Source organism: Trichloromonas sp., from assembly GCF_034006665.1.
In the GTDB taxonomy this organism is placed as follows: domain Bacteria; phylum Desulfobacterota; class Desulfuromonadia; order Desulfuromonadales; family Trichloromonadaceae; genus Trichloromonas.
The window spans coordinates 1-7,843 of the sequence record NZ_JAVESI010000075.1; the positions used below are offsets into that span (position 1 = coordinate 1).

The window sequence follows — 7,843 nt, forward strand, 5'->3', positions numbered from 1 at the left end:
TCCCTCGCAAAGCATTGGAATTGTTAAGGAATATACCATAGATCACGTCCCGGCGCAAGAAAAAAATTGCAAATAATCTAATGATTTAAACTATTTGTCGGATCTTCTCTTTTTGCGGTGGCATCAATAAAAAATCCGGTATGGAGTGCTTCAATTGAGCGGAAAACGAATTTTCATTACGGGAATAGCAGGTTTTTTAGGGAGTCATATTGCGGACAGGTGCCTGGCTGAAGGGTACAGAGTTTCGGGATGTGACAACCTGATGGGTGGCTACCTTGACAATGTTCCGAGTGGCGCTGTGTTTCATCAAATCGACTGCAATGATTTTGCGCCACTGGCCGCTTTGATGAAAGACGTCGATATTGTCTACCATTGCGCTGCCACAGCCTATGAAGGCCTCTCCGTATTCAGCCCACATCTGGTCACCCGGAACGTTGTAACGGCGACCAGTGGCGTTGTTTCCGCTGCAGCGGCCGGAGGAGTCAAGCGCTTCGTTCTCTGTTCGTCCATGGCCAGGTACGGCACAAATGAGGTTCCGTTTACCGAGGATATGGTGCCGGCTCCTCAGGATCCCTACGGTATCGCCAAATGGAGCGCGGAACGGCTGCTTGCCAATATTGCCGAAACCCACGGCATGGAGTGGGTGGTGGCGGTTCCTCACAATATCATCGGGCCGCGGCAGCGGTACGACGATCCTTATCGCAATGTGGCCGCTATATTCATCAACCTGATGTTGCAAGGACGCCAACCCTATATCTACGGGGATGGCAATCAGAGTCGCTGTTTCAGTTATGTCTCTGATGTGGTCGACCCGCTGCTGCGGATGGCCACGGACGACCGCTGTGTCCGGGAGATCATCAATATCGGTCCCGACGATGAGTTTGTCACCATCAACGAGCTGGCCGCCACAATCGCCCGGCTGCTCGATTTTGATCTGCAGCCGAACCGGATCGATAGCCGCCCCCAGGAGGTTTTCTTTGCCAACTGCTGCGCCGACAAGGCCCGGCGACTGCTTGATTACCAGCCGAAGGTGAAACTCGAAGAGGGCTTGGCCGTGATGATCGACTGGATAAAATCTCGCGGACCCCGCCCCTTTTTACACAATGTTGAGTTGGAAATAGACGGGCCGCTCGCGCCGAAAACCTGGTCAAAGAAGATCCTGTGACAGGGCTGCTCCATCACGAAAGGGATGGCGGAGGGGTCGCACAATCGGCTGCCACTCTGTTGGCGGAGGCCACGGCATTAGAGGGAAGGCTGCATCTGCCCGGAGTGCGCGATGACTATCGATCTCGGCTGGAGCAGGTTGTCCTGCTGGCCACACAGGCGCTGGAGGGCGCGCGGGAAAACAGTGAGCTAGGATCTCTCCACTGGGTGTTGCTGCGGGCGCAAGGCGCGCGGGCCGAGGATGCGCGCTATGGTGCCGGGCAGCTCTCGCGCGGAGCGCAGCGGGCGCCGACATTGGCAGATTGCGAAGAGGGCTGGCAGCGAGTCGAGCAGATCGCTTGCACTGCGGAAGTGGCGGCATTAGCGGCCGCACGTTTTGCCCGGCTCCTTGATACGGCCGAAGCGAGAACGATTGCCCGCAGAGCCGAAGCTGCCGCGAACGCCGCCAGGAAAATCGTCCTGGAGCGGAACCGCGCCTATACGTTCCATGCCGATCCTGGCTTTTCCTTTGGCGAAGGCTGGTACCTGGCTGCGGCGGCACTGTTTGCCGGCCTTTCCATCCAGATCAAACCCGGCGCTGCCCAGGAATTGCAGGCCAAACGATTCCTTCACGATGCCGGGTTGGAAGGGGCCCTTCGCCCCTATCGATCTCGTCCGGCGAGCCCCAAGCACCTGACTCATATCATCGCCGAGGCTTTTCACGCCGACGCGGCAGAAGCACAGCGCACCCTTCGCGCAGCCTTCCTGGGAAACGACACGCCGGCGGCTTCCTTGAAATCATGGATCGATGGCCATGTGGGAGGAAATCCAAAACGGAAGGTGCTGCTTTGGGTACGAACGGGTGACCACGATGCCCTGCGCAATACCTGTTTTGATGAGTTGCGTCAGCTTTCCGAGCTGGTATTGAATGCCGGGCTCACTCCCATCTTTTTCGGCGATGCTGTTCCCGCGGACCTTGTGCCGATAAGTGGAGTGGACCTGACCCTTTGCTGGAAAGAGCCGCTCTTCCAGGGGCCGGACATGCGCCGAGCGCAACTGCGGCTGTTTGAAGAATTGAGAGACCGTCACGGCCTGGTGGGCCAGATTGGTGTTACCACTGCCGGCATGGACGGTCCGGCGCTTATGGGATTGCCCACCCTTTATCTCACACAGGAACGCAACGTCCGACTGGGCAAGTGGGTGGGAGTCGTTCCGGGATATCAAGAAGTCGTGCGGGCGCCGGGCTATTTCGAAATCATTCGCACCACCCTGCATCAGTAGCGGCAGTGACCCCCGGGGCATGCCGGTCAACCCGGAGCAGGCCAGGCTGCTGATGGAGGCTTCCGCCAAAGATGTCGCCACCTACTACGACCGGTACAAGAAGCTGGATAGTAGAGGGCTTTGTCGGCGCTGCTCTCACAATCCCTGCAATCCAGGGCATCGCGCATACCAGAGATGCGTTCCGATTTTGCTGGGTGCCACCCTGCTGCTGTCACAAATCGACTTGACAAAGATTGACAATTGGCAAAGTTTGCCATAGATTAATTCTGTGAGCCCCAAAAGGAGAATCTCATGGCAACGATGAATATTTCCCTGCCGGAACAGATGAAGACTTGGGTTGAGGAGTGTGTTCAAAGCGGAAGATATGCTAACGCCTCCGATTACGTACGCGACCTGATCAGAAAAGACCACATAAAACTCGAGCAATTACGTCAGGCTTTAATCGAAGGGGAGAATTCCGGCTCATCAACCTGTTTGGACATTGATGCGTTCATCGCTGACAAAAAGAAGTCCCTGTCACTATGAACCAAGTGACCTTGTCTCCCAAAGCCAAGGCTGACTTGAGTGATATCTGGGATTATACCCTTGCTGAATGGGGGATTCCCCAGGCTGAAAAGTACGTACGTGAGTTATGGGCAGCGATGCAAAGACAAGCCAGTGACTCATCAACTTCTGTCGATATTAGTGATGTACGGAAAGGGTATCTGAAATCCAAATCCGGGTCCCATGTCATTTTTTTTACACTGACTGCTGATGGAATTAATGTTGTTCGGATTCTTCATCAAAGAATGGACTTCGAACGACATCTTTAAAGTGTAAAATCGGTAAATTTTTCAACTCGGCCTGTCTTTCGGCGGGAGTCTCTGAAGATTCCGTCAGTCGTTTCTGAAAATATGCGCATTATGAAAAACGCCCTCGATATTGAGACCGGGGGCGTTTCGTGTTCTACAGGGAGTGGATTATGAGAAAGTGGCGGCGTCCAAAATAGATGCTTCTTCCGCTTGTTAAGGAAGTGAAATTTTAAGTATAACGAAGATCAAGGGAGCGATCCGTACGGACTTTATCCTCTCGGCCGAGATAATCGTCATCGCCCTCGGTACCGTCCAAGGCACAAGCCTCGGCTTTCAAGTCGCCGTTGTCTCCGGGAGCTCTTAATGCGCTTGCGGGAGTGCTCGCAGGCGCTGCCATCCTGTCGCTGTTACGCGTGGCAAGAAGCGTACGCATACTGTTCTATAAAAAAGAGCGATTGACAGGACGGACTTGCGAACGCAGCAATATCAGGAGCCGCAGCATCGACTAATTCCCTGTCATGCCTTAGTCTTCGCCAATGGTTGAGCCGAACGCAGGTAGCCGACGAAGGTCTCGTTGTAAAGAGCCCCTGCCCTTTTCGATTGCAGTAGTTTGACCACCTCTTCGCCCGTCATACCCAGATACACTAAAATTAAACCTGCTAACAAGGCCGAGCGGTTGAACCCCATAAGACAATGGCACAATACCTTATGCCCCGCTGCCACCAGACTCGCACCTAAGCGAGCCACTGCATGGAGTTTTTCCAAGTCAGGCAGATGGTCGTCATTGAACGGAAAGTATATATAGAGCATCTGGTTGGGAATGGTCGGAACGCCAATATCAAATATAACTGACAAGGGTTCGGAACCACTCCGACTTTTCCCTACGTATCAACTATTTGTATCAGACCACCTCAATTTTAGCAATCGGCGGCATGAATCCCAGATCCACCACCTACCGAACATTAAAAGTTGGCGGAGTCTTTTTGAGGGTCGTTTTTTAGTTCATTCCCCGATCTCAGGCTTTCGGCGGGGGCGAACCGGGGCTGTGGGGACCGGACGCGCTTATTCCGGGCTGTTTCGGCGTGCTTTGGGCGCAGCTATCCCCCGAAGGCCGGTTTCTTCCTCTTTTCGCCGGGGCTTATCCCCCTACCCCACCGCCAGCGGCTCGCCTCGGGCCAAATCGACAATCTTTTCCCGCATCTGCCGAAGCAGAGGCAGCGCCGGCTGTCGGGGGCTCAGCAATACCTCCAACTGTCGGGAACGTTCCCGTACCTGACCGGCCAGATGGATCAGACCGAAGCGCAGGGCCTTGAATCGTTTGTTCCTCCAGCTTGCGGGCAGAACCAGGCGCTTCATGGCCGAATTCAGATTCAACGCCAGGATCATGATCCCCCACCAGGCGGCGTTCTCGCCAAAATCTCCGGAAGGAAGCTTCCCGCCGGCTAGGTCGTCTTTCATCACGGCGTGGATTTCTTCACTCTTGCCGCAGCGCTGCCGGTACCAGGCGATCAGTTCGTTGCCGTCGAGGCTCCGGTTGGTGACGATGCCACGAATCTTGTAGGCGCCGCCGTCGCCGCTCTCAACGTTGTCGGACGGGGGCTCCACTTCGGAGTGCTCCGGCAGGGTCAGTTGCCGGTGTAGCGGCTCGCGGATGGCGAGATAGCGATAATCCGGGCCGCTCTTGCAATGGCCGAGCCCCGAGGGCACGTAGCAGACCTCCGCCCATTCGCTCTCTTCGACCTCGGCCACCGCGTTACGGAAACTTTCACTGACATCGGCGCCGATCGCGAATTCGATCACCCCGAAGCGCTCGTTTCGGCCTTCGGCGCAGTAGCGCAACAGCTCCTGCTGGTAGCCGGCGGTGTCGGAGCGAACCTGGACCTTTTCCACGCCTTCGGGCAGCTGCTCCAAGGTTTCCTGCAATAACCGCAACTGCTGATGGCCGGCCGGGACGTTGCCGTCGCGAAACTCCGAGTGCACCACCAGTTCCTGCTGCGCCCAGTAGACATTGAAGGGCTGATAGGCCCGGTAGCCATCATAGCACCACAGCGCCCCGGCTTTCTCGCTGCCTACCAGCGTGGCATCCATGTCGAGGGTGGCTTCACGCTGCACCGAACGACTCTGAACAAAGGCGATAAAATCGCGATTGACGCGTCCCAATGCCTGTAGATGGGCGTTGGGCGCCGGGATAAAGGCCGTCCCTCCAAGCCGTTTTTGCTCTTGCTCTTCGTCGTGAAAGGCCGCCAGATAACGAAACACCGGCGATGCCGAGGGAAAGGCGCGGCGCCGTTGCTTGCGCCAGCGTCGCTCCAAGCTCCGCCGCTGTGCTCGCGGCAGTCCGTAATGCTCCACGCGCCGCATCACCCGGCACAGCCCTTCGTCCGCCTCCAACCGCTCCAGATCAGCGACGCAATCCCCGCCCGACAGGTTCAAAAGAATCAACGCCATCACGATCTGTTCGTCGTTCCATCCCTGGCCGTGCGCCGGGCGAACCGACAAGTGCCGGCGGATGGCATCACGCAAACCCGCCGCCTGGGCCAGATCCAAATACGCCGGCAACCCACCCAGCGCGGTCAATCCCGAAGCTTGGCCCTGCTCTTTGTACTGGAACGGAAGAACGCCCTGTGCCATACTGATTTCACCTCGTTGATGGTAGATTGTTGCTCGCACAACTATTCTATCTCCCCAATTTCATTGGGACAACGAGGTTTTTATGTTTTTTGCCGGTGAATCAGGATGAATACTCACGATGTGTCCGCGTCCGACCAACAAATCGTTTTGGGGTCCCACATCTCCTTAAATCCCACTATCCCCAAAAAATGGCGGGCTAAAATCGGGAATTTCTACTTCCACCGAACCACATAATCCCCAAACTCCCGTACATCATCCGGCAGCCTGGCCGCAACCGGATCAAGAACATTGGCCACGTCCTCAATAGCAAGGGGAGCGACTTCATCGCTCCCCTTGCCGTCCCAAATCTGCACCACCGAGCAAACCCGAACGCCCTTAGCTACAAGCCTTTCCGCCATGAAAGGCCAAACCCTTCCACTCTCCCACCGAATCTTTTTCGTCGCGTGAAGACACCCCAGAAGACAAACCACCGGCCCCTTCCCGAGACAGGGGGGGCAAAGCCTCAGCCATCCAGGCATCCCGATCAATCTTTTCCGCAATCCCATCAATAGCCACCACATGCAGACACCGCACCTTGGTCTTCAACCCGCGAAGCCCGGCGAGCATTTCCCGGTAGCCGGGATGGTCGATAATGGGATCAACCACAACCTCATCAACGGACCCATCCCCATTCATCGCCCGATCAAGCGCCGGCTGCTGGTCCGAGCTGATTTCCAAAGCCACAGTTAGGCATTTCCCGCTACGGGTCGCCTCATCGACAAGGCCCACAAACAGCTTGGTCGATTCCGCCTTTCCGTGCTTCTCCCCCCAAGGATAAGAACATCGCTGTCCTTCAGCATGGCCGCAAGTTGGCGGGTATGGTGTCCTGTGAATCCCCCAGACCACACACCGGCAACAGAAACAGCCCCAACCATATCAGCTGGGAGAAAATTACTCTTCGCATTTCAATCAACGCTCCTGAACCAGCTTTCCCCGGCTTCGCCTCGGTGACTTGCGGAAGCGGTTGTCCCTGTTCCACCTGAGCAGAAACCCGATCCACAACCCCGGACATAAACCGCTCTTGGTCCGGTTTATTTGGAAATCGCTGAGAACCTTTTCTGCCAACTTCAACGTCACCGCTTCATTACTCAATTCCGGATGCTCCTTTACCAAATCTTCCGGCTTTTTCTCCCACAGGGCCTTTTGCATACTCAGCTTTTCCAACGTGGCAAGGTCCGTCTCCTTGGGCTCATACCCCTTGAATTCAATCCCCTGGACATTAGCCTCCAACCACACCGCCCGGCGGAACTCCTCGGACCCGTTCACCTTAATTTCAGTTAAACCCCCTCGCGAGTGGGCAATCTCCACCAACGCCGCAGGGACATTCACCCCATTGGACTTAGTATGCAGCTTATTCCCCTTGTTTCGAAAGCCAGTTGGTCCGGGGTCTTCTGGACTCTAAGAAGAAAGGGATTATTTAAAATATTGCGCATTACTGCCTTAAAAGGAAATCCTTGCGATGTATGTCAGGAATCCGGTTACAGTTTTATCTCACGATGGCCCTCAACCGAAGAATGAGCGGAAACCTGTTTCGTCCAACCGGGACAGCCCTTCCTCCTGAGCGATGGTCACCGTTTCGCCGAATTCTTCTTGGCTGATCCGTCGGTGCAGTGGGGGCGTAGATGCTCGGTCGCCCGGTGGCAGGGATGGTATTGATCCATCACGTTGACGTAGGTTTCGGGGAAGAGTTCGCGGGAGATAAACTGCATGCCCCGGCGGGTGCCTGCCGGTCCTGCGGAGAATCAGATGCCGCACCAACAGGCCACGCAGGGCGATGCCCCCGGGATCGAGATCCAGATTGCCACTTGCCGGTGCATTTTGATCAAAGCAGCCTTGATGCAATCGCGAAAAAAGCTCACGCGGCTTGAGGCATGAGCCAACCAATTCGGTTGTTGCCGGGCCGAAAGGCCTCGGCAAAATGTCGTAGATATCCCCGCAGCGGTCTTAATGGCTCTTTG

9 protein-coding genes and 2 pseudogenes are annotated in these 7,843 nt (G+C 55.8%); 5 read left to right on the forward strand and 6 right to left on the reverse strand.

Annotated features, from left to right (window positions below):
* The first annotated feature begins 145 nt into the window (after positions 1 to 145).
* From RBR25_RS17045 to RBR25_RS17065, 5 genes and pseudogenes are all read left to right on the forward strand, one after another.
* Complete coding sequence (locus RBR25_RS17045; RefSeq protein ID WP_432820744.1) at positions 146 to 1,165, forward strand: NAD-dependent epimerase/dehydratase family protein; 1,020 nt, start codon at positions 146 to 148, stop codon at positions 1,163 to 1,165.
* Complete coding sequence (locus RBR25_RS17050; RefSeq protein ID WP_432820745.1) at positions 1,162 to 2,424, forward strand: hypothetical protein; 1,263 nt, start codon at positions 1,162 to 1,164, stop codon at positions 2,422 to 2,424. The genes RBR25_RS17045 and RBR25_RS17050 overlap by 4 nt, the downstream gene beginning before the upstream one ends.
* A 291-nt stretch (positions 2,425 to 2,715) precedes the next feature.
* Entirely contained in the window at positions 2,716 to 2,949 is a 234-nt protein-coding gene (locus RBR25_RS17055; protein WP_432820746.1) for a type II toxin-antitoxin system ParD family antitoxin, read from the forward strand.
* Positions 2,946 to 3,236 carry a type II toxin-antitoxin system RelE/ParE family toxin gene (locus RBR25_RS17060; protein ID WP_432820747.1) on the forward strand — a complete coding sequence of 97 codons (291 nt, stop codon included), beginning with the start codon at positions 2,946 to 2,948 and terminating at the stop codon, positions 3,234 to 3,236. The genes RBR25_RS17055 and RBR25_RS17060 overlap by 4 nt, the downstream gene beginning before the upstream one ends.
* Before the next feature lie 220 nt (positions 3,237 to 3,456).
* Positions 3,457 to 3,570, forward strand: a pseudogene (locus RBR25_RS17065) (DUF808 family protein); the annotation flags it as partial.
* Positions 3,571 to 3,731: 161 nt separating this feature from the next.
* On the opposite strand, the gene RBR25_RS17070 reads toward RBR25_RS17065, so the two are convergent.
* From RBR25_RS17070 to RBR25_RS17095, 6 genes and pseudogenes are all read right to left on the reverse strand, one after another.
* The gene (locus RBR25_RS17070) at positions 3,732 to 4,070 is read right to left on the reverse strand and encodes a protein-tyrosine phosphatase family protein (RefSeq protein WP_432820748.1); all 339 of its coding nucleotides are present in this window, start codon (positions 4,068 to 4,070) and stop codon (positions 3,732 to 3,734) included.
* 291 nt (positions 4,071 to 4,361) lie between these two features.
* Positions 4,362 to 5,846 carry an IS1380 family transposase gene (locus tag RBR25_RS17075; protein ID WP_432820749.1) on the reverse strand — a complete coding sequence of 495 codons (1,485 nt, stop codon included), beginning with the start codon at positions 5,844 to 5,846 and terminating at the stop codon, positions 4,362 to 4,364.
* A 212-nt stretch (positions 5,847 to 6,058) separates the two neighbouring features.
* A complete protein-coding gene (locus tag RBR25_RS17080) occupies positions 6,059 to 6,202 on the reverse strand; it encodes a hypothetical protein (RefSeq protein WP_432820750.1) in 144 nt (47 codons plus the stop codon).
* 19 nt (positions 6,203 to 6,221) lie between these two features.
* Positions 6,222 to 6,569 (reverse strand): hypothetical protein, encoded by a 348-nt coding sequence (locus tag RBR25_RS17085; RefSeq protein ID WP_432820751.1) that lies wholly within the window; start codon positions 6,567 to 6,569, stop codon positions 6,222 to 6,224.
* Between the two features lie 225 nt (positions 6,570 to 6,794).
* Positions 6,795 to 7,250 (reverse strand): annotated as a pseudogene (locus tag RBR25_RS17090) (LPD7 domain-containing protein); the annotation flags it as partial.
* A gap of 203 nt (positions 7,251 to 7,453) precedes the next feature.
* Complete coding sequence (locus tag RBR25_RS17095) at positions 7,454 to 7,594, reverse strand: hypothetical protein (protein WP_432820752.1); 141 nt, start codon at positions 7,592 to 7,594, stop codon at positions 7,454 to 7,456.
* Positions 7,595 to 7,843 lie beyond the last annotated feature (249 nt).

What these genes read in the sequence shown, in the direction of transcription:
- RBR25_RS17055 (WP_432820746.1), top strand. Translation starts at nt 2,716, where the DNA reads ATGGCAACGATGAATATTTCCCTGCCGGAACAGATGAAGACTTGGGTT.
- RBR25_RS17060 (WP_432820747.1), top strand. Translation starts at nt 2,946, where the DNA reads ATGAACCAAGTGACCTTGTCTCCCAAAGCCAAGGCTGACTTGAGTGAT.
- RBR25_RS17075 (WP_432820749.1), bottom strand. Translation starts at nt 5,846, where the DNA reads ATGGCACAGGGCGTTCTTCCGTTCCAGTACAAAGAGCAGGGCCAAGCT.
- RBR25_RS17095 (WP_432820752.1), bottom strand. Translation starts at nt 7,594, where the DNA reads ATGCAGTTTATCTCCCGCGAACTCTTCCCCGAAACCTACGTCAACGTG.